We start from the raw sequence: 26,895 nt of genomic DNA on the forward strand, positions 1-26,895 counted from the left end.
CCTCATGGGTGAAGGCGGGGTGAGGCCCGCGAGGGCCCCACCCCGCTGGGGGTTGAATCGGGAGGGAAGGAAGGTGGTCCGGTCAGCCGATTTCGACGGGAGCGTCGGCATTCACCAGGGCGGTGATCTGGGGCTCGGACAGCACACCCGCGTACACGCGGAGGTCGTCGAGCCGGCCGCCGAAGTGGTTGCCGATGGCGCCGGTGTCATGGCGTCGGCCGCGGCCGACGGTCAGCGGGCCGCCGGGCTGGAAGGCTCCCTTGGACAGGACACCCTGCTCGGCGCCCTGCCGGACACCGCCGAGATAGATCTTCAGCGACTGGTCGGGCGCGTTGAAGACGGCGGTGAGATGGACCCAACCGGTGGGAGTGTTCGACGGCTCGGAGACGACCTCCGCCGCCGGGCCGCCGAGGATGTCGTCCGCCATCAGGGCGAACCGCCAGGTGCCCATGGTCTGCCCGGCTTCCTGCCGGTACCACATGCGCAGGGCATCCCGTTGGGTTCCGGGCAGGGAGAAGATGGTCGGGGAGTGGGCGATGGTCGTGTCGTCCAGGAGCGGGTAGTGCGCGAGGTCGACCCACCCGGCCACGGTGAAGCTACCGTTGGGATCCACCGCGGTGTTGGAGGTCGCGTAGCTGCCACTCTGGTTGTTGAGCAGCAGGACGCTGCCCCGGCCGTGGTCGTCGGTGGTGTCCAGGGACGCGTTCTGGTGGAAGGCGAGGTGGTTGCCGCGGCCCGAGGCGTCGGGGGCGCTGGTCGACGCGGCGGGGCCGTCCATCGTCCAGTGGGCCAGGGCAGCGGATCGCGGATGCCCGGTCGCGGGGTCCTCGAGGTTGACGATCGCGGGCAGCTCGTCGGGGAACACCGCCCGGTTCCAGACCTGGACGTGGTCGACATCGCCCGCCAACTGGGGCTCGGTTCCCCACCGGCCGATCTCCAGCGGCCCGTTCCCCGCCCAGGGGGTGGTGAACTCGGCCGTGCCTTCCTCGACGCCGTTGACGTAGAGGCGGATCTTCTTGGCGCGATCGTCGTACACACCCATGAGGTGGGTCCAGGCCCCGACGACCGGAGCCCGCTGCGACACCGCACGGGTGATCGTGGTCTGGGCGTCCGTGGCGTCGGCCGCGTACCGGTTGAAGATCCACCGGTCGTAGCCCTGCGAGTAGTACAGCTGGAACGCGCCCGTCGTGGTGCCGCGCTGCTGCAACACGGTCGTCTGGCTACGGCTGTCCAGCTTGACCCAGGCGGCGACGGCGAAGCTCTGGCCGGTGTTCACGACCTTGTTCGCGGTGGCGGCGTACGTGGTCGAGCCCGCGCCCTTGAGGCCCCCGCCGAGACGTGCCTTGTCCGTCCACGACGGTTGGCTGAGGGTCATGGTGTGCGCCGAGCCGCTGGTGTCGGCGGACGTGGTGCCCGTGTTGTCGTCCAGCGGCCACTGCCCTACCGGGGTGCTGCCGGCGGCCACGTTGAACAGGTAGTCGTTGTGGGCGCTTCTGTACCCGGCAGCGTCCACGGTCTCGACCCGCAACCTGTTGGTGCCCTTCTTGTCGGGCACCACGGTGGCCTGATAGCTCGCCGTATTCGAGCTGAAGATCTTGGTCTCCACCAGGACACCATTGAGGGAGATGTCATAGCGGCGTACGTCCGGCGCTCCAGCCGCGATGGTGAAGGTACTAGGTGCCCCGACCCCGCCGGTCTCGGAAACACCTGCACAGTCCTCTGCCGCGCAAGGCGGATAGGTGGCCGAGGTGATGGTCGGCTGGGGCGGTGCCGTGATGTCGATCTTGAAGTAGCAGCCCGTGTAGGGACCGGTCATCGTGGACGTGGTGCCGCGGTGGGTGTACCGGTACTCCGTGGCGGCCCAGAAGCTGTACACCATGCCGTCGTCGAGCTGCGGTGTGGTCACGGATCCGGCGGTACCGGACCCTGTCCACGTGCTGGGTGTCAAGGTGTGCAGCTTGGGGCTGCTGGTGGTGGTGTTGTAGATGTCGAATTTAGGCCGCAGGGATGCCTGCGAGCCGTCCTTGGACGTCGGTGTCGCGGTGAGCCGTGGCGTGCGAGTCCTGATGAGCGCCGGGCTTGTCTTCGACGAGCACGCGAGGTTCGGGTTCGCCAGCTTCGTGTACGAGGGAGCCGTGTCGACCGGGGACACGTAGGTGATCGACAGCCGGGGCTTGCGGTCGGCGCCCGCCCGGGGGTCGGCCGGGGACATGAACTGCTTCCACGCGTAGGGGTCCGACTCGTCCGCCGTCAGCCCCAGAGTCGTCGTCGCCGACTTCGCGTTCGCGGTGTGCGCCACGGCCGAGGTGGCGTTGAACTCGATGTCACCGTCCGGGCAGTTCGCCGAGAACCCCTTGGCCGCCGATACCTTGCTCACGAACGACCAACCGAGATTCCCGTTCGATCCCCAGTTCGTGCCGCTGGAGATCGACCGGGTCCGGTAGAGGCCGACGTCCTTCGGAGTGCAGTTGGCCGACCAGATGGCGTAGGAGGTGAACGTCGCGTCCAGGATCTTCTTCCCCGCGACCTTCCGGGTGTCGAACTGGAACAGCGACCGGGACTTCTTGTTGTCCACCCATGCGTCATAGCCGACACCCAGCGCGTGGGACGTCTTCCAGAACGAGGTCGACGGCATGTTCGACCAGAGGGTGGTCCAGCCCGTCAGGGTGCCCGTGACGGCCGGCGGATCGATCACCACCGGATACGTGGTCTCCGGTGCCGCCAGGAAACCCTGGTCGGGGGAGACCGACAGCGTCTGATCCGCCACGGCCACCGAGGCGACCGCCGTACGGGATCCGGGATCCGGCAGTACCGACCCCTCCGGCGAAGGGGCCACCGAGGCCGCGCCGACCCGGGCGGCGGAGCGGGCCGCGGGAGCGCCGGAAGGAGTGGTGGAGTCCCACATCAGGGCCGCACTGGTGGTGAACACCGACCGGTTGGCCTCATCGGTGATCGACACGTTTCCGTTGGCGTCCGACCTCACCGACAGACCCTGCGTCCTGACCGGGAACCGGATCGACCGCAGGGCGGGATCGGACGCGGCGGCACGGTTGTGCAGTACCAGGTTCTGTGTGAAACCGTCCGGCCGGACGTCGACCACCAGGTCGACACCCGGACGCACACCTTCGTACACCGCCATCGAACCGGACAGACGAGGAACGGGAAGCGGCCAGGGCGACCCCAGCTCGTAGGACTTCCCGTCCCGGCTGATCCGGGCCAGCGGATCAACCGAACCGCCGCCCGACAACACCACGTCCTGTGCCGCCTTCGGCACCGGACGCCCATCGGCCCGCTTCACCAGCGTCGGGTCCACCGGCACCCAGCCACCGGCCCGGCGCACCCGCTCCACCACCGGCGACGACTCCAGAGTGAACGTTCCGTCACTGTTCGCCAGCGTCCGGCTCGTCTCACCCGTCAGCGCCGACACCTCGACACTGCGCCCCTCGGCCACGGCCTGCCGCGAGGCGATCTGCTCGGGACCGGCCTCCGGCAATGCGTCGTCATGCCAGAAGGACTTGCCGCGCGCCTCGTCGGTTGCCGGTACACCACCCAGTTCAACCGGGGCCTCGGTACCCCCCGCAACAACAGGAGTGGCTACCGCGGTAGCCGACAGAGACTCCGCCGACAACCCGGCGGCGAGCAGCAACACCAGCCCTGTCGACGCGACACCACGAACCGTCCTCCGGCCGTACAGAACCCTGTTCACCGCACCCTCGAAAGTTAAAGATCATGTGAAGATCGCGGTGACTTTACCTCTGCCTTACGTAGTGGTCCAGGCCCCTAACTCGCCATGACCAGCCACTATTCAAGCCAGGCGGGTGGGTGGTCCCCTCCGGGGTGCTCGCGTTCCGCAGCCGGGCAAGGGCCGAATTTCCTTTCCTGACATAGCAGTTCGGACCCGTTGTCAGCCGCGCCCGGGTGCGAGGGCTGCGCCCGGCGTGACGGCGCCGCGGCCGGCGCGGTGGAGCGCCGGGCGCGGCCCGGTGAGCAAGGGGGTGGCGCCCCCGGGTCAGAAGAACGTGCGGACGAAGACGTCCGGTTTGCCGTTGGTCTCGCCGGGGACGATGTCGTCCGTCGTGGACTGGAAGACCACATCGCGGCCCCCGGCGCCGACCGAGTCGACCTCGACCGTGGCCGGTTCGGTCGGGACCGTTTCGTCCGTGCCGGTTCGGAGGTCGCGTGGGACGAGGGACGGGGCGCCGGTGGCGTTCGGGGCGTGGAGCAGATAGCGGCCCGTGGGGGCGATGGCCATGTCCCGTACGCTCGGGGCCAGTTGGTCCATTCCGGTAGCGATGTCGTGGACGGCGGTGTCCGGCCCGACAGATAGACGACGCTACGGCCGTCGGGTGTGATCGAGGCGGCGACGCAGCCGTCGTCGGTCGCGACGCTGATTCTCGTGACGGCGGTGGCGGCCGTGGGTGAGACGGCCGCCACCGCGCAGACCACCACCACCGTGCTCAGGGCGGCCCGCATACGTCTGGTGGTGCTCCGGTTCGGGTTTCTCCTCCAGGTCTTCACTGGAAGCCGTCGAGCGTTCAACCGCTGGGGTGTTGTGGAGTCAATGCGTCACCCTACGAATGCGCGACATCCCGTCACTTCCGCCGAATCCCCGAATTCCCGAAGGGTCAGCGGAGCGTCGGGTTCTGCCACGCCGGGGTGGGCCGGTCGGCCGTCCCGGGGGCGGGCGGGTTGGGGGCGCAGACGACGTCGGCCTCGGGGAGCTTGCCCGTGACCAGGTAGTCGGTGGTCGCCTTGTCCGCGCACTCGCTCCGGCCCATGCCGTAGACGACGTGGTCCTCGCCGCCCTCGACCAGGACCATCCGGGAGCCCTCCATATCCGCACGCAACGCCTTGGCCTGGGACAGCGGGGTCTGGGCGTCCCACTCGTTCTGCACGATCAGCGCGCCCACCGAGTTGTCCACCCGGGTCGGGGGCTCGACCGGGTCCTTCCAGAAGGAGCAGGGCGTGGTGCCCGAGGCGTAGTCCCCGTACAGGGGATAGCGCGCCTTGTCGCGGCGGGCGTCGGCGCGGTACGTCGCCACGTTCTTCGGCCAGCTCGCGTCCGCGCAGGTGATCGACCAGACGGGCGAGGCCAAGTGATCGGCCCAGGGCCTGACTTCCGGCAGGTCGCCGGACGGGAACTCCTCGTACGGGCGGCCCGCCGCCACCTGGTGAAGATTCTCGACCAGCTTCGTGCCGTACCGCACATCGTCGAAGTGGGCGAAGAGGGCGTTCCGGAGTTCGTCGCCGTTCATGGAGCCGCCCTCCAGCCGCAGCGGTGTACGGTCCGCGCCGGAGATCAGCTTCCAGAAGGAGGCGCGGACCTTCGCCGGGGTGTCGCCGAGCCGATGGGTCTCCGGGTGCTCGGCCGCCCAGCGGGTCCAGCGCTCCAACTGCCGCTGCGACTCCGGGCCCCATACCCGCCACTCGCCCCGCCAGGCGTCCTTCGGGTTCACGGCGCTGTCGAGTACGATCCGCCCGGCGCGCTGCGGGAACATCTGGGTGTAGACCGCGCCGAGATAGGTGCCGTATGAGAAGCCGAGGTAGTGGAACTTCCGTTCGCCGAGCGCCGCGCGGACCGCGTCCATGTCCCGGGCGGTGTTACGCGTACTGAAGTGGAGTACGTCGTCCCCGTACTTCGCCCGGCACTTCGCGGCGAAGTCCCGGTTCAGGGCCACGCCCCGGTCGAAGCCGCCGTTCGCGTACGGATAGGTGCCCTGCCCCTGCTCCGATGTCAGTCCGCAGGCCAGCGGGGCGCTGCGGCCCACTCCCCGGGGATCGACCGCGATCCGGTCGTACCGGTCCTTCACCGAGCCGGGGAGCATCGCCTCCAACGTGGGCGTCATGTTCACCGCCTCGCCGCCGGGGCCGCCCGTATTGAGGAAGAGGGCGCCGACCCGCTTGGCCGGATCCGCGGCCGGTATCCGGGCCAGTTCGATACCGATCTTCTTTCCGTGCGGATTCCGGTAGTCCAGCGGCACGGTGACCGTGGCACAGCGGACGCCGGCCGGGGTCGGGTTCTGGGGGTCCGGCGGAATATCGCACTCCCGCCAGTCGAGGGCCGCCGCCTTCGCCGGTGCCTGTGCCGGGGGTTCGGCCGCGGCCGCCGGTCCTGCGGTGAGGACGGGTGAGAGACCCGTCAGCACTCCCAGCGCGATGGCCGGTGCGAGATATTTCGATCGCATAGGTCATGACTCCTGATGAATGAACGGATAGAGCACGGTGTTTGCGATGTGCCCGAGTGCCCGAGCATGTCGTTCCGCGCCGATCCGTCACATCAGTCACGGAGTTCGTCCCGGGTACCTCTTCGGTCGCAGTCGAGCCGACGGGGTCAGTCCGGGGCACGATCGTGTACCGGCCACGCCTGGCCGGATGCACCCGGAGAAAAGGTGCCGCGTGGTGTCGCGCGGGGTGTCGAGAAGGGGAAACCGGCTCCGTCCTCCCCGTGACGGCGGCGACGGCCGCCGGCCTTCGACGAGGACGAGACGAGGGAGAGTGGCAACTGTCGGCAAGGTCATCACCGGCGCCACGATGTCCCTGGACGGCTTGGTCGCGGGACCCGGGGACAGCGGCTTCGACCTGCTGTTCCAGTGGTACGGCAGCGGCGACGCCGAGATCCCGACCGCCGGTCCCTCCGTACCGCCGCCGCGGGTCTCGGCGGCCGGCGCCGAGGTGGTGCGGCGGGAGTGGCGGGAGACCGGCGCGCCGGTCGCCGGCCGTCATCTCTACGACCTGACGAAGGCGTGGGGCGGCCGTCACCCGATGGACATGACCACGGTACTGCTCACTCATCAGCGGCCGGACGGCCGTCCCGAGGACGACGAGGACTTCGTCGTCGTCACCGAGGGCATCGAGGCGGCCGTCGCCGGGGCGCGCGAGCTGGCCGGGGACAAGGACGTGGTGGTCAACGGCGGCGAGACGGCCCGGCAGGCGCTGGACGCCGGGCTGCTGGACGAGGTCCGGATCGCGCTCGTACCGGTCGTCCTCGGCCGGGGCAAAACGCTCTTCGGCGAGCCGGGCGGGGGCCCATGCGGTGCGACGGGCCCTTCGAGGTCGTCCAGGGCACCGGAGTCACCCGTCTCCGGTACCGGATCGCGCGCTGAACCGGGGGCCGGGCCCGGCCCGGTTGTTCGCGGGCGTACGTGTCAGCCGCCGGGCCGGCCAGCCGTGGAGCCGGCCGTCCGTGGGGCCGGTCAGTCGCCGGGGCCGTCCGCCGCCGGGCCCGGCGGCAGTACGGCGCGTACCGTCAGACCCCCGCCGGGGTTGGCGCGCGCGGTGACCGTGCCGTGGTGGGCGTGGACGATCGAGCGGACGATGGCCAGGCCCAGACCGTGGCCCGAACGGTCGCTGGTGACCCGTGACCGCTGCCGGTAGAACGGCTCGAAGACCCGCCCCGCGACGACCGCGTCGACCCGGGGGCCGGTGTTCACCACCTCGATCACCGTCTCCCCGTCAGCCGAGCCCCGGAGCACCGCGAGCCGGACCGTACCGCCCGGCTCGTTGTAGGCGACGGCGTTGTCGAGGAGGTTGAGCAGCAGCTGACGGAGCAGGGTGGCGTTGCCGGGGACCGTACGGCCCGGCTCGGCGTCGACGGTCAGCCGCAGCTCCGCCGAGGCCGCCCGTCCCGCGTGCTCGGCGGCGGCGGACTCCGCGAGGGCCGTGAGATCGACCGGCCCGGGGTCGAACGGGGTGTGGTCGGCCGCCGCCAGATCGAGCAGCGCCTTGACGATCGTGATGTTCCGTTCGTTCGTCTCCACCAGCATCGGCACCAGCTCGGCGAACTCCTCGCCGCCGGGGTCGTCCGCCGCGATCTGGAGCACCGCGCGGGTGGTCGCCAGCGGGGTCAGCAGCTCGTGCGAGGCATTGGCCGCGAACCGCCGGTGCGCGGCGAAGGACTCCTCCAGCCGGGCCAGCATGGTGTCGAAGGTGTCCGCGAGCGACTTGAGTTCGTCCGGCGGGCCCACTGCTCTGATCCGGTACTGCAACTGGCCGTCTGCGGCCCGCGCGGCGGCCCGGCCGATGGTGCCGAGCGGGGCGAGCAGGCGTTTCGACAGCCGCCAGCCGACGGCCAGACCGATCGCCGTCACCAGCAGCAGACCGGCGACCGAGAGCCACAGCAGGGTGTTCCAGACGTCCTCCTTGCTGCTGATCGAGCCGTCCGCGTCCACCTGCGGTCCGGCCCGAAGCTCCGCCGGGGTGCTGACCTCGGGGAACGACACGACGGCGTCGGACGGGTCCGGGAGGGCGGTGTCAGGGAGGACGATCGTGTTCCGGAAGTCGTACGTCGGGACGAACCGCATCCCGGTGTAGATCACGGCCACCATCAGAACGGCCGAGACGACGAGCGCGCCCGCGAAGCCGAGGAAGAGCCGGACATGGATACTGCGGTTTCGAACCGGCCCCGGCGTACGGACCGGCCCCGGCGTACGGACCGACCCCGGTGTCCGGCCCGACCCCGGCGCACGGCCGGGCCCCGCGCGCCGGATCACTCCGTGCCCAGGTAGTAGCCGGCGCTGATCGCCGTCTGCACCAGCCGGGGCTCCCCGAGCTTACGGCGCAGGGTGTGGACGACCAGCCGTACCGCGTTGGTCATCGGATCGGTCTCCGCGTCCCACGCCTTGTCCAGCAGATACTCGGCGCTCAGCACCCCGCCGTCGGCCCGCATCAGCAGCTCCAGCACCGCCAGTTCCTTCGGTGCCAGCCGGATCTCCAGGCCCGAGCGGAGCACCCGGCGGCGATGGGTGTCGAAGGTGAGATCGGCGAAGCCCAGCACCGGCGGATGGGCCATGGGCGTACGCCGGTACAACGCCCGCAGCCGGGCCACGAGTTCGGGGAAGTCGAACGGCTTCGCCAGATAGTCGTCCGCGCCCAGGCCCAGCCCCTCCACCTTGTCGCCCAGCCGCCCGGCGGCGGTCAGCATCAGTACCCGGCACTCCAGCCCCATACCGACGATCCGGCGGCAGACCTCGTCGCCGTGGACCCCGGGCAGATCACGGTCCAGGACGACGGCGTCGTAGTCGTAGACCGCCAGTTTCTCCAGCGCGTCCGTGCCGTCGTGGACGACATCGGCCGCGATCGCCTCGCGGCGCAGCCCGATCTGGAGCACCCGGGCCATGTACCGCTCGTCCTCCACCACCAGTACGCGCACGATCGCGGCCCTTTCCCGTTTCTGTTCCTGTGAATGTCCGGGGGCCGCACGGCGCGATCGCCCCCCGGTGTCCACACCTATCAGAGCCGGTATGTGAACCGTGTATGAGCGGCCGTCAGAGCCGGTCAGCAGGCAAACACGGTTCACAAGGGTGCCCGGCTACGGTCGTCAGCGGATTGTGAATTCACCGGGCAGGGAGTTGTCCTCCGTAATGAATCTCTTCAAACGGGCGTGGTGGCGGCTGACCGGCCACCTCGGGAAAACCGCGATACTGGTCGGCCTCTTCACCGTCATCTCCACCCTGGTGCTCTCCGGATTCCTCATCCGGTCCGCCGCGGCCCGGGCCGCCGACGATGCCAAGAAGACCGTCGGCGCGGTCGTCACTATGCGGCTGGACATCAACGCCCTGGTCAACTCGGGTAACGCGCCGAAGCAGCAGGGCAACGAGGTCGCCGGGATCGGGCCCGCCGGGGAACTCCGCCGCGGCCTGGTCGACAAGATCTGCGCGTCGCCGGTACTCAAGGGCTGCAACTACACCATGGAGTCCGTGGCCCTGCCCGGCGGCGGCGCGAAGATGTATATGCCGGTACCGCCGCCGAACGGAAAGCAGAGCGAGGGTCCCGACTTCCTCAGCGTCGAAGGGGTACGCGACCAGCGGCTGGTGTCCGCGTTCCGGAACGGCGACGCGGAAATCGTCGCCGGGCGCGGAATCGGCCCGAAGAGCAAGAGCGACGAAATCGTGGTCGAGCGGCGGCTGGCCCAGCAGAACCGCTGGAAGGTCGGCGACCGGATCAAGCTGAAGGTCGGAATGCCACAGCCCGGCCGGAAGAACGACAAGGAGTACGGATTCCGGGTCGTCGGCGTCTACACCAGCGGCACCGCGGACACCGGCCGCTACGTACCTGCCATGATGGACCCGGCGAACCGGATCTACGCCAGCCCGGACGGCGCCACCGTCCTCTTCGACAAGGAACTCGGCGCCGGGGGCGGCGAGGTCATGCAGGCCACCTTCACCCTGGCCGACCCGGCGGACATGGGCCGGCTGAAGAAGGACGCGAAGGCCGCCGGTGCCGATCTCGGCATCTTCCCGATGGCCGTCAACGACAAGCAGTACAGACAGCTCGTCGGGCCGATCACCAAGACCGCCGACTTCGCCACCGTCACCGTCTGGCTCGTCGCCCTCGCCGGGACCGTGATCCTCGCCCTGATCATCGCCTCGTCGCTCCGCGAACGCCGAAAGGAGCTGGGCATCCTGCTCGCCCTGGGCGAGCGGAAGCCCCGCCTCCTCGGCCAGCATCTGACGGAGGTCGCCGGCTGCGCCGTACTCGCGATCGGTATCGCGGCGGCGGGCAGCCAGTTCCTCTCCCGGGCCGTCGGGGACCAGCTCCTGGCCGGAGAGGTGTCGTCGGCGAAGGAATCCGCCGGGAACGAGGACCCCGCCACCGACCCGAGCAACACCCTCGCGGGTCCGGGCGGCCCGGTGACCGTCGCCGACGACGAGCCCGAGACCGAGCCGGTCGACTCCCTCGACGTACGGCTCGGCACCGCCGACATCGCCAAGGTCGGCGCCACCGGGCTCGGTATCGCCACCCTGGCCGTACTCGTCCCCGGCGTCCGCGTACTGCGGCTCCGGCCGCGCGACATCCTGACGAAGGGCGACTGATCCGATGACCCCCACCCGAACCGGTACCCCGGTACTCGAACTCGTCGGCGTGACCCGCTCCTTCCGCGGCGGCCACCGCGAACGGACCGTACTCAAGGGCGTCACCCACGCCTTCGAACCCGGCCGGATGTACGCCGTCGTCGGCCCCTCCGGCAGCGGCAAGACGACCCTGCTCTCCCTGGCGGGCGGGCTCGACTCACCGACCTCCGGCACGGTCCGCTTCCAGGGCCGCGACATCACGGAGGTCGGCCTCGGCCGCTACCGCAACCGCCATGTCGCCACCGTCTTCCAGTCGCTGAACCTGCTCACCTATATGACGGCGATCCAGAACATCACCGCCGCCATGGAGATCACCGGGGTACGGCGGGGCGACCGGCGGCGCCGCGCGGCCGAACTCCTCGAACTGCTCGGGGTGGAGCCCGCCGAACACCACCGCAGGACCCTGCGGCTCTCCGGCGGACAGCAGCAGCGGGTCGCCATCGCCCGCGCCCTCGCCTGCGAGGTCGACATCCTCTGCGCCGACGAACCCACCGGCAGCCTGGACCACGAGACGGCGGGCGGGATCATCGAGGTGTTCCGGAAGCTGGCCCACGACGAGGGCAAGTGCGTGGTCGTGGTGACCCACTCCCGCGAGGTCGCGGACGCCTCGGACGAGGTCCTGCAACTGAAGCGGGGCAAGTTGGGCACGCGATAGCGGCGGTGGCGTTCCGGGCGGCGGGCCGGAGCGGGGCCGCCGCTGTCAGGGGGCTCGTACGGCATCGGAGTCGTACGGGCCCGGAGCCGTACGGGCCGCCCACCGGCGCCGAGGCCGTACGGGCCCGGGCGCGCGGGCGCCGCAGGACCGGGCCGGGGCAGGGCCGGTACGTGTCACCCGTACGGCTCCGGAGTCGTACGCCATCGGCTCGTACGGCTCCGGACGGGCGCGCGGGCCCTCGTACCGCCACCGGTCGCGCCGGAGGGCGCCCGCACACCACGCGGGCGCCCTCCGGGAACCACCGGCCCCCGGCCCGGCCCGGGCTCGGAGCCCGGGCCGGGTCAGCGGAAGTCGGTGTAGACCCGGTCCGGCGCCGCGAGGGTGGGACAGTAGGCCACGGACCGCTTGCCGTTGTGGACCCAGGCGCCGAAGTGCACCTGGGATCCGCACCAGATCTCGACCCGCACGCGCTGGGTCGTGCCCAGCCCCGTGCACTCGGTCCAGCCGTACTTCTCCGAGCCGCCGCCTACGCCCCGGGAGCAGTCGGGGGCGGCGGCGGAAAGGGTCCCCGAGCCCGTGGGCGCGGACGTGGTGGCGGCCGAGGCCGTGGGGCCGAACGCGACAATGCCGGCGGCGGCCGTCAGGCCGACCAAGGTCTGCTTCACGATATTGCGCACAATGCCTCCGGAAGGTGAGGGCGGAGCCGCACCGCTTTCGGTATCCGGTGGGATCCCGGCGGCGGTGAACGGCTCCAGGTGTTTCGCGGTGGCCAGGTTTTATCAACGGCCCGGAGTCGGTCACAAGGAGGCGCCGGACTATTACCCGGTGTTATTCCGGAACCATCACCGGCCCCGGCGGGCGCCGATATCGCCGAAACGCCTTCGGCCAGCGGTTTTCCCGTGCCTCGGGCAAACCTTCCGCACCGAATCCCCGCAGGTGATCCCGGGGTGATCGGCCCCGGCGGCGGGGCGTGATCGGCCATCCGGAACCCTGGAACCCGCCCACCGGAACCATCCCGCCGACCCGCTGGGGTTCGTGCCATCCGGAATCCCGGAGCCGCCGCCGGGGAATCCAGGGGGTCTGCCGCCCCTCGCCCGCCCCGGAATACCGCACCGGTGACGCGGCCGGCCGCGCCGCCGGAGACGGCAATGGCGGATGGCGCGTACAACGACATTTGCGCCAGAAGTCCGGGGGCGCGCCGGGCGAATGATTCCGGCCAGATTCGGCGCCGCCCCGGAAGCCCTCCGGCGGCCCCGGGCGTCGCCGGGAGCCCGCCGGCACTCCGTCCGGCACCCGGCCCGTGAGCCCCCGCGGCCTCCGTACCCCCGGCCCCGCCCACCCCGCCCGACCCGCCGGGCCCCTCCGCCCCTGGCGCCCCCGAAACCCCTCCCGCACCTCGCCGGTCCCGCCCCCGGGCCCCTTTCCGGGGCCCCGCTGCGTCACCGGGCGGTCACCGGTCCCGGGCGGTAAACGCGACGATCCGATAACGACTCATGAACGGGTCTTTAACTGACATCTACGCGCGTTACGATCGCGGCGAAACCAGCGCCGGAAGAGGCGCTTTCGGTCAGTCTCGAAGGGACCCCTCCTCTTGCGCCGGGTATCCAAGATCACCGCCGCGGGTATCACCGCCGCGGCCCTCGCCCTCACGGCCACCGCGTGCGGCGAGTCCTCCACCGACTCCAACTCCTCCAGCTCCTCCAGCGCCGGCACCGCCGGGAAGCTGAAGGTCGGCGCGGCCTACGACGTCGGCGGCCGGGGCGACAACTCCTTCAACGACTCCGCCGCGCGCGGCCTGGACAAGGCCAAGGCCGAGCTGGGTGCCGAGGTCAAGGAGCTGACCGCCAAGCACGGCGAGACGCCCGCCGACCGCGAGGCCCGCCTCGCGTCGCTGGCCGAGGGCGGCTACAACCCCGTCGTCGCCGTCGGCTTCGCCTACAAGGACGCCATCGACAAGATCGCGCCCAAGTTCCCGAAGACCACCTTCGGCCTGGTCGACTCGGTCTCCGAGGCGAAGAACGTCGACAACATCGTCTTCACCGAGGAGCAGGGCTCCTACCTCGCCGGTGTCGCCGCGGCCCTGAAGTCCAAGGACGGAAAGGTCGGCTTCATCGGCGGCGTGGACCTGCCGCTGATCAAGAAGTTCGCGGCCGGTTTCCAGCAGGGCGTCAAGGAGACCAACCCGAAGGCGACCGTCCAGATCCAGTACCTCTCCACCGGTACGGACCTGTCCGGCTTCGGCAGCCCCGACAAGGGCAAGGCCGCCGCCCAGGGCATGCTCGACAAGGGCATCGACGTGGTCTACGCCGCCGCGGGCGGCTCCGGCGCCGGCGCCATCGAGGCCGTCGCGGCAAAGAAGGGCGCCTGGGCCATCGGTGTCGACTCCGACCAGGCCAAGGACCCGGCCCTGTCGAAGTACGCCGACTCCATCCTGACCTCGGTCGTCAAGAACGTCGACACCGGCGTCTTCGAGCTGGCCAAGTCCGTGAAGGACGGCAAGCCGCTGACCGGCACGCACACCTACTCGCTCGCCGAGGACGGTGTCAGCCTGGTGCAGACCGGCGGTCACCTGAAGGACATCCAGGCGAAGCTGGACGAGGCGAAGAAGAAGATCGTCGACGGCACCATCAAGGTCAAGACCACCATCTGACCCGAGCCGTCTGATCAGGGCCCGGACGAGCGGCCTAGCCGCTCCGCCGGGCCCTGATCCACGAGGCGGCCCGCCGCCCGGATCCGTGACCCCGGGCGACCCCTTCCGCACCCCGGACGGGGACCCCGTTCCGTACCCCGGAGCGGGGCCGGGCCGCCTTGTGGACGACTTGGCGGCGCTACGCGCGTAGCGTCTGCCGTGGACCACGAATCACGGTAGTTTTCGCCACCACACCCCCCGCTCGTCCGCCCCCGCCCCCAGCTCCGCCTCCTGCCCAGGGAGAGTGCGCCATCAACGCGTCCAGCAGCCCCCATGCCGTAGAGCTCCGCGGCATCACCAAACGATTCCCCGGAGTCGTGGCCAACCACGACATCGACATCACCGTCCGCCGGGGCACCGTCCACGCCCTGATCGGCGAGAACGGCGCCGGGAAGTCCACCCTGATGAAGATCCTCTACGGCATGCAGAAGCCGGACGAGGGCACCATCACGGTCGACGGCGAAGAGGTCTCCTTCTCCAGCCCCGGCGACGCCATCGCCCGCGGCATCGGCATGGTGCACCAGCACTTCATGCTCGCCGACTATCTGACCGTCCTGGAGAACGTGGTCCTCGGCTCCGAGAAGCTGTACGGCATCGGAGACCGCGCCCGCGCCAAGATCAAGGAGATCTCGGACGCGTACGGCCTGGGGATCAGGCCCGACGCGCACGTCGAGGACCTCGGTGTCGCCGACCGCCAGCGGGTGGAGATCCTCAAGGTCCTCTACCGGGGCGCCCGTACGCTGATCTTCGACGAGCCGACCGCCGTCCTGGTGCCCCAGGAGGTCGACGCCCTCTTCGACAACCTGCGCGAGCTCAAGGCCGAGGGCCTGACCGTCATCTTCATCTCGCACAAGCTGGGCGAGGTGCTCTCCGTCGCCGACGACATCACCGTCATCCGGCGCGGCACCACCGTCGGTACCGCCGACCCGGCGAACACCACGGTCAAGCAGCTCGCCGAGCTGATGGTCGGCAGCGAGCTGCCGTCGCCCGAGACCCGTGAGTCGACCGTCACCGACGTCCCGATGCTCACCGTCGAGAAGCTGCGGCTGACCGCCACCGACCCCGACGGCGTGGTCCGCGCGGTCCTCGGCGGGATCGACTTCACCATCCACAAGGGCGAGGTCCTGGGCATCGCCGGAGTCGAGGGCAACGGCCAGTCCGAACTGGTCGAGGCCATCATGGGCATGCGGAACCCGGACGCCGGGACCGTCACCCTCGACGGCACCGACATCACGCACACCCCCACCCGGAAGCGGCGCGAGGACGGCCTCGCGGTCATCCCCGAGGACCGCCACCGGCACGGGCTGCTGCTGGAAGCCCCGCTGTGGGAGAACCGGATCCTCGGCCATGTCACCGAGAAGCCCAACAGCAGGGGCGCGTTCCTCGACATCAAGGGCGCCCGGGCCGACACCGAGCGGATCGTCCGCGAGTACGACGTCCGCACCCCCGGGATCGACGTCACCGCGGCCTCCCTCTCCGGCGGCAACCAGCAGAAGCTGATCGTCGGCCGGGAGATGAGCCACCGGCCGAAGCTGCTGATCGCCGCCCACCCCACCCGTGGTGTGGACGTCGGCGCGCAGGCGCAGATCTGGGACCAGATCCGGGAGGCCCGCCGTGAGGGCCTGGCCGTACTGCTGATCTCCGCCGACCTCGACGAGCTGATCGGGCTCTCCGACAGCCTCCGGGTGATGTACCGGGGCCGGCTGGTCGCGGACGCCGACCCCGCCACCATCACCCCGGAGGAGCTGGGCTCGGCCATGACCGGCGCTGCCAGCGGCCATCTGGAGCACACCGACGACGACGGCGGGCCGTCGGCCGCCGGCCAGACCCCCGCCGCCGGGCGCGACACCGACGGGGGAGAGGACCGATGAAGAAGTTCGACAAGGAGCGGGTGCTCCTGGGGCTCGCCGCCCCCCTGCTGGCGATCGTCGTCGCCTTCCTGGTCACGGCGCTGGTACTGGCCGCGACCGGCAAGGAGCCGTTCAACGCCTTCAGCATCATGTTCGACTACGGCACCAAGTCGGACAGCCAGGTCTACATCATCAACAAGGCCACGACGTACTACCTGGCCGGTATCGCGGTCGCCGTCGGCTTCCGGATGAACCTGTTCAATATCGGTGTCGACGGCCAGTACCGGCTCGCGGCCTTCTTCGCCGCCGCCCTCGGCGGCGCCCTGACCCTGCCCGGCCCGGTGCAGGTCCCGCTGATCATGCTCTGCGCCATGCTGGTCGGCGCCATGTGGGCCGGTATCGCCGGTGTCCTCAAGGTCACCCGCGGGGTGAGCGAGGTCGTCTCGACGATCATGCTCAACGCGATCGCCACCGCGATCATCGGCTATCTGCTCCAGCAGGGCCGGCTCGGCCATCTCGACCAGGCCGGGACCAAGATCTCCACCAAGCCTATCCCGGAGTCCTCCCACTTCTTCGAGTTCCCGACCAAGCCCGACCCGATCTGGGGCTTCGTCGTGATCGCGGTGATCGTCGGCGTCGCCTACTGGTTCACCCTCGCCCGCACCCGCTTCGGCTTCGACCTGCGGACCGTCGGCCAGTCCGGCTCCGCCGCCCAGGCCAGCGGTGTGAACGTGAAGAAGATGGTCGTCACGTCCATGCTGATCTCCGGCGCCGCCGCCGGTCTCGTCGGCATGCCGACCCTGCTCAACGACAGCTACGAGTACAGCGGCGACTTCCCGGTCGGGATCGGCTTCACCGGTATCGCGATCGCCCTGCTCGGCCGCAACCACCCGGTCGGCATCGCGCTCGGCGCCCTGCTCTGGGCCTTCCTGGAGCGCGGCAGCGGCCAGCTGGAGTTCCAGGGTTACGACAAGGAGATCGTCGGCGTCATCCAGGGCGTCATCGTGCTCTGTGTCGTCATCGCGTACGAAGTGGTCCGCCGGTACGGCCTCAAGCGCCAGCAGCGGCAGGTCGGGGCCCGGCTCGCCGCCCAGGCGCGGGCCGCGGGCGACGGTAACAACGGCAACGGCAACAGCGACAAGAAGGAGGTGTCGGCGTGACCGCCACGGCGACCACGACTCCGCCCCCCGCCGCACCCAAGGTCGGCGGCAAGGGCGGGCGCACCCGGCTCTCCTTCCCGATGGTCCTGCTGATCATCTCGGGCGCCCTGATCGCCCTCTCGGCGGTCCGGGTGATCTCCGGCGCCCAGGACATCACCTCGTCCGGCCAGATCAGCGCCGCGCTCTCGCTCGCCGTCCCGATCGGCCTCGCCGGTCTCGGCGGCCTCTGGGCCGAACGCGCGGGCGTCGTCAACATCGGCCTCGAAGGCATGATGATCCTCGGCACCTTCTTCGGTGCCTGGGCGGGCTGGCAGACCGATCCGTGGATCGGTGTCCTCGCGGGTGTCCTCGGCGGCATGTTCGGCGGACTGCTGCACGCGATCGCCACCGTCACCTTCGGTGTCGACCACATCATCTCCGGTATCGCGATCAACATCCTCGCGCTCGGGATCACCAGCTACTTCGCCAAGCTCTGGTTCAACAGCGGCGAGGCGTCCGCGAAGGGCGGCAGCCCCAAGCAGTCACCGCCGTCCGACGACATCGGCACGGTCACCCTGCCCGGACTCTCCGACCTCTTCCGCACCATCGAGAAGAAGGAGTGGTTCTTCGTCTCGGACCTGGCGGGCATCCTCGGCGGCCTGGTCACCAATGTGTCGCTGCTGACGATCGTGGCGATCCTGCTCTTCGTCGGCACGTTCCTGGTGCTCTGGAAGACCGGCTTCGGCCTCCGCCTCCGCTCCTGCGGCGAGAACCCGATCGCCTCCGAGTCCCTCGGCGTCAACGTCTACAAGTACAAGTACATCGCGGTGATCATCTCCGGCGGTATGGCGGGCCTCGGCGGCGCCTTCCTCTCCCTGGTCACCTCGCACATCTACAACGAGGGCCAGACCGGCGGCCGGGGTTACATCGGCCTCGCCGCGATGATCTTCGGCAACTGGCGGCCGGGCGGACTCGCCATGGGCGCGGGCCTCTTCGGCTACTCCGACGCCCTCCAGCTCCGCAACGGCGGCCAGTCCGTGCACGCCCTGCTGCTGGCCCTGGTCATCGGCCTGGTCGCACTGGCGATCTGGAAGTACTACCGCAAGTCGCTCGTCCAGGCCGGTGCCAGTGCCGTGATCGCGGCCCTCGTCCTGGTCTGGTACCTCGGTACGGACACCGTGCCCACCGAGTTCGTCACCGCGACCCCGTACATCGTGACCCTGCTGGTGCTGTCGCTCTCCGCGCAACGCCTGCGAATGCCCAAGGCCGACGGTATGCGCTACCGAAAGGGCCAGGGCAAATGACGACCCCGGCCCCCGGCGGCCCGGCGGGCGACCACCCGCCGGGCACCCGGGGCACCCGGGGCGCCCCGGACGCCTTCGACTGGGAGAGCCTGCGGGTCCGGGCCCGCGAGGCCATGACCCACGCGTACGTCCCGTACTCCGGCTTCCCGGTCGGCGCCGCCGCCCGGACCACCGACGGCCGGACCGTCACCGGCTGCAATGTGGAGAACGCCTCCTACGGCCTCTCCCTCTGCGCCGAATGCGGCATGATCTCCCAGCTCCAGCTCACCGGCGGCGGGCGGCTGACCCACTTCAGCTGTGTCGACGGCGGGGGCGGCAGCCTGGTGCCGTGCGGCCGGTGCCGTCAGCTGCTCTACGAGTTCGGCGGCCCCGAACTGCTCCTGGACACTCCCGGGGGCATCGTGACCCTGGCCGAACTGCTGCCGCAGCCCTTCGGCCCGGCCCACCTCGCCTGAACGCGCGACGGCCTCTCCACCGGAACCCGGCGGAGGGGCCGCGTCGTTTCCCGGCCGGGGCCGGTCGTACGGCACCGGGTCCGTACGGCACAAGGGCCCGGCGCCACCGGCCGTGCTCCCACCGCACCACAACCGCACCACAGGAGGAACACCCCATGGACGCCATCTCCGTCATCCGCACCAAGCGGGACCGAGGCGAACTCTCCGGCGAGCAGATCGACTGGATCATCGACGCCTACACCCGGGGCGCCGTCGCCGACGAACAGATGTCGTCCCTGGCCATGGCCATCCTGCTGAACGGGATGAACCGGACCGAGATCGCCCGCTGGACCGCCGCGATGATCGCCTCCGGCGAGCGGATGAGCTTCGACACCCTCAGCCGCCCCACCGCCGACAAGCACTCCACCGGCGGTGTCGGCGACAAGATCACCCTCCCGCTGGCCCCGCTGGTCGCCGCCTGCGGCGCCGCCGTACCCCAGCTCTCCGGCCGGGGCCTCGGCCACACCGGCGGCACCCTCGACAAGCTGGAGTCCATCCCCGGCTGGCGGGCCCTGCTCTCCAACGAGGAGATGCTGCGGGTCCTCGACACCACCGGCGCCGTGATCTGCGCCGCCGGGGACGGCCTCGCCCCCGCCGACAAGAAGCTCTACGCCCTGCGGGACGTCACCGGCACCGTCGAGGCCATCCCGCTGATCGCCTCCTCCATCATGTCCAAGAAGATCGCCGAGGGCACCGGCTCCCTCGTCCTCGACGTCAAGGTCGGCTCCGGCGCCTTCATGAAGAACCTGGACGACGCCCGCGAACTGGCGTCCACCATGGTCGCCCTCGGCACCGACAGCGGCGTCCGCACGGTCGCCCTCCTCACCGACATGGCCACCCCCCTCGGCCTGACGGCGGGCAACGCGCTGGAGGTCCGCGAATCCGTCGAGGTCCTCGCGGGCGGCGGCCCCGCCGATGTCGTCGAACTGACCCTCGCCCTCGCCCGGGAGATGCTCACCGCCGCCGGACTGCCCGACGCCGACCCGGCCAAGGCCCTCGCCGACGGCTCCGCGATGGACGTCTGGCGCCGCATGATCAGCGCCCAGGGCGGCGACCCCGACGCCGAACTCCCCGTCGCCCGGGAGCGCCATGTCGTCACCGCCCCCGTCACCGGAGTCCTCACCCGGCTCGACGCCTACGACATCGGCCTCGCCGCCTGGCGGCTCGGCGCCGGCCGCGCCCGCAAGGAGGACCCGGTGCAGGCCGGGGCCGGAGTCGAACTCCACGCCAAGCCCGGCGACACCGTCACCGCCGGTCAGCCCCTGCTGACCCTGCACACGGACACCCCGGAGAAGTTCGACTACGCGCTGGAGCCGCTGACCGGCGCGTACGACATCGCCCCCGAGGGCACCGCCTTCACCCCGGCCCCGATCGTCCTCGACCGGATCTCCTGACCCCCGTCCCCCTCCGTCGTCGCCCGCCGGGGCCGCCCGGTGTGGCGCCCGTCATGGCACACCGAAGGGCCCGGCCGATGAGAATCGGCCGGGCCCCCGGTCCATACAGCGACAGGCACCACCCGACAGCGCCGGACCGACGGAACGGGGAACCGCGATCCATGTGCCCCAGCACGCCCATAACCACCAGCGCCGCCGATCCCGTGGTCGTCAGGATCACCGGACGGGTGCGGCCCGACGACGTACCCCGGCTCTGTGCCGAGCTGACCGCCAAACTCGGCGCCCGGCCCGACACCGAGGCGGTCTGTGACGCCCGCGAACTGACCAGGGCCGATCTGACCGCCGTCGACGCGGTCGCCCGGCTCCATCTCACCGCCCGCCGCCTCGGCTGCGAACTGCGGCTCCGCGACGCCCCGGCCGAACTCGGCGCCCTGCTGCACCTCGTCGGCCTGGGCGCCCTCGCCCGCCCGGCCCGCCCCGACTGAACCGGGTTACGAGTCCCCGGGCTTCGAATCCTCCGGCTCCAGCCGGAGCGGCAGATCGAACATCGGGAACCAGCGGGCCGTGTCCAGGAAGGAGTTGATCCCCGCGATCTTGCCGTCGCGGATGTCCATCACCATCAGCGCCCACGGCACATGACCGTCGCCGTCCTCCGCCGCGTGATAGTGCGCGAAGGCGGGCATCCCATTGGCCACCGTCGGAACCAGCCGCGAATCGCGGCAGACCGAACCGACACCCAGCATCCAGCCCACGATGTTCTCGTGGCCCTGGAGCCAGAGGTCGTACGGCGGCATGGAGAGCGTCGCGTCGTCGTGCAGGACGGCCGTCAGCGCCTCCATGTCGTACCCCTCGAAGGCGGCGACATAGCGCTCCAGCAGCTCGCGCTGCTCCTCGTCCAGCGGATCGGCCGCGTCACCGGCGGCGGGCGGGGACTCCGCGAGCGTCGCCCGGGCCCGCTGGAGCGCGCTGTTCACCGAGGCGACCGAGGTTCCCAGCAGTTCGGCGACCTCTGCCGCCTTCCACGACAGCACCTCCCGCAGGATCAGCACCGCGCGCTGCTTCGGCGGCAGATGCTGGAGCGCGGCGACGAACGCCAGCCGGATCGTCTCCCGCTGGACCGCCGTGTCCGCCGGGTCCCCGGCCTGCGGCAGCACCCGCCCGTCCGGCACCGGCTCCAGCCAGGTCGCCTCCGGGCGGGCGGTGAGCTGTGCCTGCGCCACCGGCGTCGGACCCGAGAGATCCATCGGCCTGGCCCGGCGGTTCCCCGCGTTCAGAGCGTCGAGACAGACGTTCGTCGCGATCCGGTAGAGCCAGGACCGCAGCGACGAACGCCCCTCGAACTTCTCCACACTCCGCCAGGCTCGGACCATGGTGTCCTGCACGGCGTCCTCGGCCTCGAAGGAGGACCCGAGCATCCGGTAGCAGTAGCCGGTCAGCTCCCGGCGATACCGCTCCAGCTCCGCCTCCAGCGCCTTGGCGTCGGTGCGGTCCTCACCGTCCGTTGTTGCCAGATCACTCATCGGGTCCACCCCTGTACCCATCGGCTCCAGTACTGCGGAACCTACAGGAGGGCACTGACAACGGACTCAGGTTCCGGGCTTCCGGCCCCAGACGAAGACATCGTCACCGTTCCTGAGCAGCTTCCAGTAGTTCTTCGCGGCGTTCGGCGTCATGTTGACGCACCCCATCGAACCCGGCGGGCTCCACACCGACTTGGTGACCGAGTGGAACGCCTGACCGCCGTCGAAGAACTGCGCGTAGGGCATCGGCACCTTGTACAGGCTGGAGAAGTGGTCGATGTTCCGGTAGTAGACCTTCTTCAGCCCGGTCCTGGTCTCCGACCCGTCCCGCCCGGTCCGCACCGCGACCGGGCCGAAGACCAGCTTCTTGCCGTCCTGGATCCAGCTCAGCTGCCGGGTCAGATCGACACAGGCGATCCGCCCCTTGTTCGTCGGGCAGTTCCCCGCCTTGTTCGGATTCGTGCCGGCGGCCCGCTGCTGGAGCATGGTGTTCATGGTCCGCCAGGTCACCGTGCCCGCGTACCCCTGCGCCGGGCTGATCTGGTGCCGCTGCTGGAAGGAGCGGATCGCCTTGCAGTCGGCCGTGGACTGCTTGCCGTCCACCTTCAGCCCCAGGAACTTCTCCGCCTGCTTCTGGTGCGGCCCCGCCTTTGCCGTACACGCGGAGGCGGCCTGCGCGCTCCCCGTACCCAGCGCCATCGTCAGCGGTACGAGCATGCCCGCCAGTCCGAGTACGACCCCCACGCGCCCGCGTGTCCTCGCCATCGCTGGCCCCCCTTGGTTCTCTTCGCCGATCCCGGCCCTCTTGACCGGTTCAGTAAGAAAGACGGAAGGAACGGTGCGGAAGTTGTAGGGGGAATGTCTCGGTTCTGGTACGGAGTCAGGTGATCACCCGGGTTGTGGCGTCGTGTCCTTGAGGCGGGTTTCCGTACGGGGGACGTACGGGACGCCGGGCCGGGCGCCGGAAACGTATCGGACCCGGACCTTTCGATCCGGGTCCGAGATCGGTACCGCCCGCGTACCGCCCGCGTGCCGTCAGCGGGCCGGGGAACCCGCCACCAGCAGGGTGCGCTGCTCGACCCGGGCCGCCCAGCTTCCGTACGCGGTGATCGAGACGACACCCGCGACCGCCAGCAGCCCCAGGGCGACCGTGCCCGCCCAGCCGCCGGAGTGGAACGCGATCGCGCCCAGCGTGCCGCCGACGCTGCTGCCGATGTAGTACGCCGACTGGTACAGCGCCGACGCCTGCGCCCGGCCCGTCTTCGCCGCCCGGCTCACCGCCGACGACGCGACCGCGTGCCCGGCGAAGAACCCGGCCGTGATCAGCACAAGCCCCAGCACCATCGCCAGCAGCGACGCCATCAGGGTCAGCAGCAGACCCGCCGCCGTCGTCACCACCGCCAGATACAGCGCGCCGCGCCGCCCGAGCCGGGCCACCAGCCGCCCGGACGTCGCCGACGACACCGTACCGACGAGATAGACCAGGAAGACCGAGCCCACCACACCCGGCGGCAGCCCGAACGGCTCCTCCGTCAGCCGGTAGCCGACCATCGTGTAGACCGCGCCGAAGACCGTCATGAAGAGCGCGCCGATCGCGTACAGCCGGATCAGCAGCGGGTTCGCCAGATGGCCGCGTACGGTCGAACCGATCGCCCGCGGGCTCAGCGGCGCCGGGGCGAACCGGCGCGGCCGGGGCAGCAGCAGCCGGAAGGCCACCGCGGCGAGCAGCGCCAGCACGCCGACCGCGGCAAGACCCACCCGCCAGCCGCCGAACTGCGCGGCCCAGCCGGTGACGATCCGGCCGCTCATCCCGCCGACGCTGTTGCCCGCGACGAACAGCCCGATCGCGGCGACCAGCGCCCGGGGCCGTACCTCCTCGGCGAGATACGCCATCGCCGACGCGGGGACACCCGCCAGCGCGGCGCCCTGAAGGGCCCGCAGGGCGATCAGGGTCTCCAGGTTCGGCGCCAGCGGCACCAGCAGACCGATGACGACGGCGACCGTCAGCGAGACGGTCATCAGGGTGCGGCGGCCGAAGCGCTCCGAGAGGGCGCTCAGCGGCAGTACGAGGAGGGCGAGCGCGCCGGTCGAGGCGGAGACCGTCCAGCTCGCGGCCGACGCCGTCACACCGAAGTCGGCGGAGACGGCGGGCAGCAGTGCCTGCGTGGAGTAGAGGAGGGCGAAGGCGGCGACACCGGCGGCGAAGAGCGCGAAGCTCATCCGGCGGTAGCCGGGCTGCCCGGGGGCGAGCGGCTCGGGAACAGGAGTCGGGGACGGTTCTGGTGCGAGGGCGCCCGCTGCGGGAGCGGACGCCTCGGTACTGGCGGCAGGCATGACACGAACCTACGGCCGGCTTTTTCATGCGTCCAATGCATAGAACGCCGATAATCGTTCCCATGGTGCATGAACACAGCTCAGAGCGGCGGCTGTCACATATCAGTGACACAGAAGACATCTCGGCGCTGCTTGTGCGGCTCGTCCCGAGGCTGGCGTACTTCGCGGAGGTGGCCCGGCACGAGCATGTGACCCGGGCCGCGCAGGAGACCGGCGTCCCCCAGTCGACGCTCTCCCGGGCGATGGTCCGGCTGGAGCGCGACCTCGGCGTCACCCTCTTCGATCGGCGCGGCCGTACGGTCTCCCTCACCCCCGCGGGCCGTACCTTCCTCGACTCCGTCGAACGCGCCCTCGCCGAGGTCGAGCGGGCCGCCGAGTCCGTACGGGCCGACGCCGACCCGCACGCGGGCCGGGTCGCCTTCGGCTTCCTCCACACCATGGGCTCCGAGACCGTCCCCGGACTCCTCCGGGCCTTCCGCGCCGACCATCCCAAGGTGCGGTTCACCCTCGTCCAGAACTACGGCGAGGCGATGCTCGGCGGACTGCGTACCGGCGAACTCGACCTCTGCCTGACCTCACCGGTGCCCGACGCGCCGGACCTGGTCTCCCGGCGCCTCGACGAACAGCGGCTACGGCTCGTCGTCCCCGACGACCACCGGCTCGCCGGACGCCGCCGGATCCGCCTCGCCGAAGCCGCCGACGACGTCTTCGTCACCCTCGAACCCGGCTACGGGCTCCGCCGGATCACCGACGACCTGTGTACCCAGGCGGGCTTCACCCCGAAGATCGCCTTCGAGGGCGAGGAGGCGGAGACCCTGCGCGGCCTGGTGGCGGCGGGCCTCGGCGTGGCCCTGCTGCCGCCGCCCGCGGTACCGCGCCCCGGAGTCGTCGAACTCACGGTCACCGCACCGCGGGCGGTCCGGGAGATCGGCCTGGCCTGGCGGGACGGCCATGTGGACACGCCCCCGGTCGCGGCGTTCAAGAAGTTCCTGCTGTCGCGCCGGGGGAAGCTGATTCCCCGCGAGCCGTGAACCCTGGGGTTACGGCTCGGGTATGGCGCACTCCTCCACGGTCAGGGGGACGGTGTTCCCGGCGGGCCGGGCGCACAACTCGTCGATGTCGGGTGCACCGTCCGCCCCGCGCCGGACCCGGTTCAGCACGATGCTGTGGCCCGTCCGCTCCGACTTGGGCGGCCCCGTCGTGAAGTCGATCTCGCCCGTCGCCATCTTCGGGACCTTCTGCGCCCGCAGATTCACCCAGGCCGCAGCCCGGCTCTGGACGACTCCGGAGTCACTGGCCGCCCTGTACAGGGTCCAGGTGGCGTCATGGGACAAGGCGGTCTGCCCGTTCGCCAGCGCATCCGCCTCCGGTCCGGCCCAGGCGTCCTTCTTTCCCGTCACCGGCAGGAACTCTTTGCCGTTCTCGTAGAAGTCCGTATCCCGCTTCTCGGCCAGCTGGGCCAGTGTCGAGTGATAGAGCGTGACGTTCGACGGCATACTCCCGTCCCCCTGCGGGGTGAAGTCCTCCTTGGAGATGTCGTCGCCGGTGAGGACGGAGATGTCCTTGTCGGCACAGCCCTGCTCGTCGCGGAGCGCGGACGTCAGCGCGCTGGCGTCCTCGGCCCGGCCCGCGAAGTAGATCACCGACGGAACCTTGTCGCCCCGGCAGAACTTCTGGCTCGGCTCCCGCAGATTGGCTCCGCCCGGCCCGACGGTGTAGGTCTCGCTCCTCAGGGGCGTGAATTTCTCCCGGACCAGCATCTCGCCCCCGAACTTGGCCTGCTGCTTGGTGTACTCGTCCTGGGTGTTCCCGGTGTCGCGGGCCAGTACCAGCGCGTACTGCGTCTTCTGCTTCGGGTCACGGAGCTGCCGGGCGATCAGTCCGATCTGATCGGCCTGCCACTTGTCGGGTGCGGCCAGGCTGAACCAGTTGGCGTGTGTCGTGGGGAGCTGGGTCGAGGAATTCGTACCGGAGATCACCGGCAGTTCGGCCTTCTTGAGAATGGTCGCGACATCATCGCTGGTGGTGAGATTGCGCCCGATACCGACGACCCCGACGAGGGTGGGGTCGCGGCGGGCGTAGCGGGCGATCGACTCGGCCATGACTATCTGGTCGCGCATATCCGGGCCGCCGTTGGCGATCAGTACCCGGAGCCGGGTCAGCCCCTTCTCCTTGTTGATCGCCCGCTGGGCGACGTATACGCCCGCCAGCTCCTCGATGCCCTTCACCGGGGAGACGTTCTCCGGGGAGGCGGAGCTGAGGGGGCCCGCGTAGACGATGGTGACGTATGTGCCCGAGTGGTGGTCGAGCACCTTCTTGTTCTCCGCCCGGATGAGCTTCTCCAGCGTCGCCAGAGTCCAGGAGGGGGACGCGGCCGACTCGGCCGGTTCGTTGCCGCGCTTCAGCCAGTCGGAGAAGCGGACGTCGCCGGTGGCGATGCCTACGCACTCGGCACCCCGCACACCCTTCGTCTCCACCCGCTTGGTATCCCGGTTGGCCGAGAGAGCGGAGCTGTCGCAGTACTTGTCCGCGAGATTCCGGGAGCTGATGACGACCGTGCCCGCGAGGAGGGCGGTGACGAGGACGAGGGTGTGGACGGACCAGAGGACGCGGGCTGCGGTGGGGCGGGCGGTGGCGCGGACGCAGTCGCGGCGTCCGTCGTCGCG

At 70.5% G+C, this 26,895-nt stretch carries 19 protein-coding genes and 2 pseudogenes; 11 read left to right on the forward strand and 10 right to left on the reverse strand.

Annotated features, from left to right (window positions below; genetic code table 11):
* Positions 1-82 precede the first annotated feature (82 nt).
* The 3 genes from ABZ714_RS06225 to ABZ714_RS06235 all read right to left on the reverse strand — a co-directional run bounded on the left by ABZ714_RS06225 (position 83) and on the right by ABZ714_RS06235 (position 6,185).
* Positions 83-3,493, reverse strand: coding sequence for a LamG domain-containing protein (locus tag ABZ714_RS06225; protein ID WP_358823960.1), 3,411 nt, complete (start codon positions 3,491-3,493; stop codon positions 83-85).
* 516 nt (positions 3,494-4,009) lie between these two features.
* Positions 4,010-4,252 (reverse strand): hypothetical protein, encoded by a 243-nt coding sequence (locus ABZ714_RS06230; RefSeq protein WP_358823961.1) that lies wholly within the window; start codon positions 4,250-4,252, stop codon positions 4,010-4,012.
* A 373-nt stretch (positions 4,253-4,625) separates the two neighbouring features.
* Entirely contained in the window at positions 4,626-6,185 is a 1,560-nt protein-coding gene (locus ABZ714_RS06235) for an alpha/beta hydrolase (protein WP_358823962.1), read from the reverse strand.
* Between the two features lie 583 nt (positions 6,186-6,768).
* Here ABZ714_RS06235 and ABZ714_RS06240 point away from each other — a divergent pair.
* Positions 6,769-6,960: pseudogene (locus tag ABZ714_RS06240) on the forward strand (deaminase); the annotation flags it as partial.
* A gap of 233 nt (positions 6,961-7,193) precedes the next feature.
* Here the strand turns inward: ABZ714_RS06240 and ABZ714_RS06245 are convergent.
* Both ABZ714_RS06245 and ABZ714_RS06250 read right to left on the reverse strand, forming a co-directional pair.
* Positions 7,194-8,489 carry a HAMP domain-containing sensor histidine kinase gene (locus ABZ714_RS06245; RefSeq protein ID WP_358823963.1) on the reverse strand — a complete coding sequence of 432 codons (1,296 nt, stop codon included), beginning with the start codon at positions 8,487-8,489 and terminating at the stop codon, positions 7,194-7,196.
* On the reverse strand, positions 8,486-9,148 hold the full coding sequence (locus tag ABZ714_RS06250; protein ID WP_358823964.1) for a response regulator transcription factor: 663 nt from the start codon (positions 9,146-9,148) through the stop codon (positions 8,486-8,488). The genes ABZ714_RS06245 and ABZ714_RS06250 overlap by 4 nt, the downstream gene beginning before the upstream one ends.
* A 211-nt stretch (positions 9,149-9,359) precedes the next feature.
* On the opposite strand from ABZ714_RS06250, the gene ABZ714_RS06255 reads away from it, so the two are divergent.
* Positions 9,360-10,811, forward strand: coding sequence for an ABC transporter permease (locus ABZ714_RS06255; RefSeq protein ID WP_358823965.1), 1,452 nt, complete (start codon positions 9,360-9,362; stop codon positions 10,809-10,811).
* A 4-nt stretch (positions 10,812-10,815) separates the two neighbouring features.
* A complete protein-coding gene (locus ABZ714_RS06260; protein ID WP_358823966.1) occupies positions 10,816-11,505 on the forward strand; it encodes an ABC transporter ATP-binding protein in 690 nt (229 codons plus the stop codon).
* Positions 11,506-11,846: 341 nt separating this feature from the next.
* Here ABZ714_RS06260 and ABZ714_RS06265 read toward each other — a convergent pair whose 3' ends face one another.
* On the reverse strand, positions 11,847-12,170 hold the full coding sequence (locus ABZ714_RS06265) for a hypothetical protein (protein ID WP_358823967.1): 324 nt from the start codon (positions 12,168-12,170) through the stop codon (positions 11,847-11,849).
* Between the two features lie 926 nt (positions 12,171-13,096).
* Here ABZ714_RS06265 and ABZ714_RS06270 point away from each other — a divergent pair.
* From ABZ714_RS06270 to ABZ714_RS06300, 7 genes are all read left to right on the forward strand, one after another.
* Positions 13,097-14,155, forward strand: coding sequence for a BMP family ABC transporter substrate-binding protein (locus tag ABZ714_RS06270; RefSeq protein ID WP_358823968.1), 1,059 nt, complete (start codon positions 13,097-13,099; stop codon positions 14,153-14,155).
* A 290-nt stretch (positions 14,156-14,445) separates the two neighbouring features.
* Complete coding sequence (locus tag ABZ714_RS06275; RefSeq protein WP_358823989.1) at positions 14,446-16,065, forward strand: ABC transporter ATP-binding protein; 1,620 nt, start codon at positions 14,446-14,448, stop codon at positions 16,063-16,065.
* Positions 16,062-17,204 carry an ABC transporter permease gene (locus ABZ714_RS06280; protein WP_358823969.1) on the forward strand — a complete coding sequence of 381 codons (1,143 nt, stop codon included), beginning with the start codon at positions 16,062-16,064 and terminating at the stop codon, positions 17,202-17,204. The genes ABZ714_RS06275 and ABZ714_RS06280 overlap by 4 nt, the downstream gene beginning before the upstream one ends.
* Positions 17,201-18,487: an ABC transporter permease gene (locus ABZ714_RS06285; RefSeq protein ID WP_358823970.1), complete on the forward strand. Its 1,287-nt coding sequence runs from the start codon at positions 17,201-17,203 to the stop codon at positions 18,485-18,487. The genes ABZ714_RS06280 and ABZ714_RS06285 overlap by 4 nt, the downstream gene beginning before the upstream one ends.
* Positions 18,484-18,942, forward strand: a complete 459-nt coding sequence (locus ABZ714_RS06290; RefSeq protein ID WP_358823971.1) for a cytidine deaminase — start codon at positions 18,484-18,486, stop codon at positions 18,940-18,942. Before ABZ714_RS06285 ends, ABZ714_RS06290 begins: the two co-directional genes overlap by 4 nt.
* Positions 18,943-19,097: 155 nt before the next feature.
* On the forward strand, positions 19,098-20,375 hold the full coding sequence (locus ABZ714_RS06295) for a thymidine phosphorylase (RefSeq protein ID WP_358823972.1): 1,278 nt from the start codon (positions 19,098-19,100) through the stop codon (positions 20,373-20,375).
* 161 nt (positions 20,376-20,536) lie between these two features.
* The gene (locus ABZ714_RS06300) at positions 20,537-20,860 is read left to right on the forward strand and encodes an STAS domain-containing protein (protein ID WP_358823973.1); all 324 of its coding nucleotides are present in this window, start codon (positions 20,537-20,539) and stop codon (positions 20,858-20,860) included.
* Between the two features lie 6 nt (positions 20,861-20,866).
* On the opposite strand, the gene ABZ714_RS06305 is transcribed toward ABZ714_RS06300, so the two are convergent.
* From ABZ714_RS06305 to ABZ714_RS06315, 3 genes are all read right to left on the reverse strand, one after another.
* Complete coding sequence (locus tag ABZ714_RS06305) at positions 20,867-21,895, reverse strand: sigma-70 family RNA polymerase sigma factor (RefSeq protein WP_358823974.1); 1,029 nt, start codon at positions 21,893-21,895, stop codon at positions 20,867-20,869.
* Positions 21,896-21,961: 66 nt separating this feature from the next.
* Entirely contained in the window at positions 21,962-22,660 is a 699-nt protein-coding gene (locus ABZ714_RS06310; protein WP_358823975.1) for a L,D-transpeptidase family protein, read from the reverse strand.
* Between the two features lie 270 nt (positions 22,661-22,930).
* Positions 22,931-24,229 carry an MFS transporter gene (locus tag ABZ714_RS06315; RefSeq protein WP_358823976.1) on the reverse strand — a complete coding sequence of 433 codons (1,299 nt, stop codon included), beginning with the start codon at positions 24,227-24,229 and terminating at the stop codon, positions 22,931-22,933.
* Positions 24,230-24,291: 62 nt separating this feature from the next.
* Here ABZ714_RS06315 and ABZ714_RS06320 point away from each other — a divergent pair, with 62 nt between their 5' ends.
* The gene (locus tag ABZ714_RS06320) at positions 24,292-25,260 is read left to right on the forward strand and encodes a LysR family transcriptional regulator (RefSeq protein WP_358823977.1); all 969 of its coding nucleotides are present in this window, start codon (positions 24,292-24,294) and stop codon (positions 25,258-25,260) included.
* Positions 25,261-25,269: 9 nt separating this feature from the next.
* On the opposite strand, the pseudogene ABZ714_RS06325 reads toward ABZ714_RS06320, so the two are convergent.
* A pseudogene (locus ABZ714_RS06325) lies at positions 25,270-26,895 on the reverse strand (ABC transporter substrate-binding protein); the annotation flags it as partial.

The sequence above is a fragment of the Streptomyces sp. NPDC006798 genome (assembly GCF_040635975.1).
Classification (GTDB): Bacteria; Actinomycetota; Actinomycetes; order Streptomycetales; family Streptomycetaceae; genus Streptomyces.

Bases quoted from the DNA above. Each gene is read 5' to 3' on its own strand.
- ABZ714_RS06230 (WP_358823961.1), bottom strand. From the start codon at position 4,252: ATGGCCATCGCCCCCACGGGCCGCTATCTGCTCCACGCCCCGAACGCC.
- ABZ714_RS06235 (WP_358823962.1), bottom strand. From the start codon at position 6,185: ATGCGATCGAAATATCTCGCACCGGCCATCGCGCTGGGAGTGCTGACG.
- ABZ714_RS06255 (WP_358823965.1), top strand. From the start codon at position 9,360: ATGAATCTCTTCAAACGGGCGTGGTGGCGGCTGACCGGCCACCTCGGG.
- ABZ714_RS06260 (WP_358823966.1), top strand. From the start codon at position 10,816: ATGACCCCCACCCGAACCGGTACCCCGGTACTCGAACTCGTCGGCGTG.
- ABZ714_RS06280 (WP_358823969.1), top strand. From the start codon at position 16,062: ATGAAGAAGTTCGACAAGGAGCGGGTGCTCCTGGGGCTCGCCGCCCCC.
- ABZ714_RS06290 (WP_358823971.1), top strand. From the start codon at position 18,484: ATGACGACCCCGGCCCCCGGCGGCCCGGCGGGCGACCACCCGCCGGGC.
- ABZ714_RS06295 (WP_358823972.1), top strand. From the start codon at position 19,098: ATGGACGCCATCTCCGTCATCCGCACCAAGCGGGACCGAGGCGAACTC.
- ABZ714_RS06300 (WP_358823973.1), top strand. From the start codon at position 20,537: ATGTGCCCCAGCACGCCCATAACCACCAGCGCCGCCGATCCCGTGGTC.
- ABZ714_RS06305 (WP_358823974.1), bottom strand. From the start codon at position 21,895: ATGAGTGATCTGGCAACAACGGACGGTGAGGACCGCACCGACGCCAAG.
- ABZ714_RS06310 (WP_358823975.1), bottom strand. From the start codon at position 22,660: ATGGCGAGGACACGCGGGCGCGTGGGGGTCGTACTCGGACTGGCGGGC.
- ABZ714_RS06315 (WP_358823976.1), bottom strand. From the start codon at position 24,229: ATGCCTGCCGCCAGTACCGAGGCGTCCGCTCCCGCAGCGGGCGCCCTC.
- ABZ714_RS06320 (WP_358823977.1), top strand. From the start codon at position 24,292: ATGGTGCATGAACACAGCTCAGAGCGGCGGCTGTCACATATCAGTGAC.